The following is a 1,350-nucleotide window of genomic DNA, read 5'->3' as shown; positions in this document are numbered from 1 at the left end:
AGCGCTTTTATTTAGCCCTGAAAGCGTGGGAATGCGCTGCGACCTGCGTAGACGCCGGCGTCGCCAAGCAGCTGCTCGATGCGGAGAAGCTGGTTGTACTTTGCGACACGGTCGGAACGTGCTGGAGCACCAGTCTTGATCTGGCCACAGTTGAGTGCAACTGCGAGGTCAGCAATGGTGGTGTCCTCGGTCTCACCGGAACGGTGGGACATCATGGAGGTGTAGCCGGCGCGGTGAGCCATGTCGACAGCGTCGAAGGTCTCGGTGAGGGTACCGATCTGGTTCACCTTAACCAGGATGGAGTTGGCAGCCTTCTTAGCGATGCCCTCCTTCAGGCGCTCAGGGTTGGTGACGAAGAAGTCGTCGCCAACGATCTGAACCTTGTCGCCGATGGTTGCGGTGAGGTTGGTGTAACCCTCCCAGTCATCTTCCTGCAGTGGGTCCTCGATGGAGACGATTGGGTACGCGTCAACGAGCTCAGCGTAAACGTTTGCCATCTCAGCTGCGGAGTGCTGGCCACCTTCGAAGTGGTAGGTGCCGTCCTTGAAGAACTCAGAGGAAGCAACGTCCAGAGCAAGAGCGATGTCCTTGCCTGGGGTGAAGCCAGCCTTCTCGATTGCCTCAACGATAAGGTCAAGAGCCTCACGGGTGGAGCCGACGGAAGGAGCGAAGCCGCCCTCATCGCCAAGTCCGGTGGACAGGCCCTTTTCCTTGATGACGGACTTCAGTGCGTGGTAGACCTCCGCGCCGTTGCGGAGAGCCTCAGAGAAGGTCTCTGCACCGATTGGAGCGATCATGAATTCCTGAACGTCAACACCGGAGTCAGCGTGAGCGCCACCGTTGATGATGTTCATCATTGGAACTGGAAGAACGTGTGCGTTTGGTCCACCGATGTAGCGGAACAGTGGGAGGCCTGCGGAATCAGCAGCAGCCTTTGCAACAGCCATGGAAACACCAAGGATTGCGTTTGCACCCAGGCGGGACTTGTTGGCGGTGCCATCAAGCTTGATCATTGCTTCGTCGATGAGGCGCTGATCGTCAGCCTCTAGGCCAGCGAGCTCGTCGCCGATTTCTTCGTTGACGTTTTCAACTGCCTTCAAAACGCCCTTGCCCAGGTAGCGATCGCCACCGTCACGCAGCTCATGAGCCTCGTGGACGCCGGTGGATGCGCCGGATGGAACACCTGCGACACCGTGGGAACCGTCATCCAGGAAAACCTCTGCCTCGACGGTTGGGTTACCGCGGGAGTCGAGAATTTCGCGAGCGAATACGTGCATGATTTCAGCCACTGTGGCCTCCTATGCCAACTTGGGAGCTAACTAGAATTATTCACGTGATCAAATGTCTTCA

The 1,350-nt window shown here is 57.6% G+C and carries 1 protein-coding gene; it reads right to left on the bottom strand.

What is annotated here, in order from left to right; all coding sequences use genetic code 11:
• Positions 1-11: 11 nt before the first annotated feature.
• Positions 12-1,289 carry a phosphopyruvate hydratase gene (gene eno / locus MD273_RS19230; RefSeq protein WP_003856756.1) on the bottom strand — a complete coding sequence of 426 codons (1,278 nt, stop codon included), beginning with the start codon at positions 1,287-1,289 and terminating at the stop codon, positions 12-14.
• Positions 1,290-1,350: the final 61 nt, after the last annotated feature.

Origin of the sequence: Marinobacter sp. C7 (genome assembly GCF_022343555.1) — a bacterium.
Taxonomy (GTDB): Bacteria; Pseudomonadota; Gammaproteobacteria; order Pseudomonadales; family Oleiphilaceae; genus Marinobacter.
The sequence above is the reverse complement of the archived record's forward strand: the minus strand, read 5'-3'. Positions and strand labels throughout refer to the sequence as shown.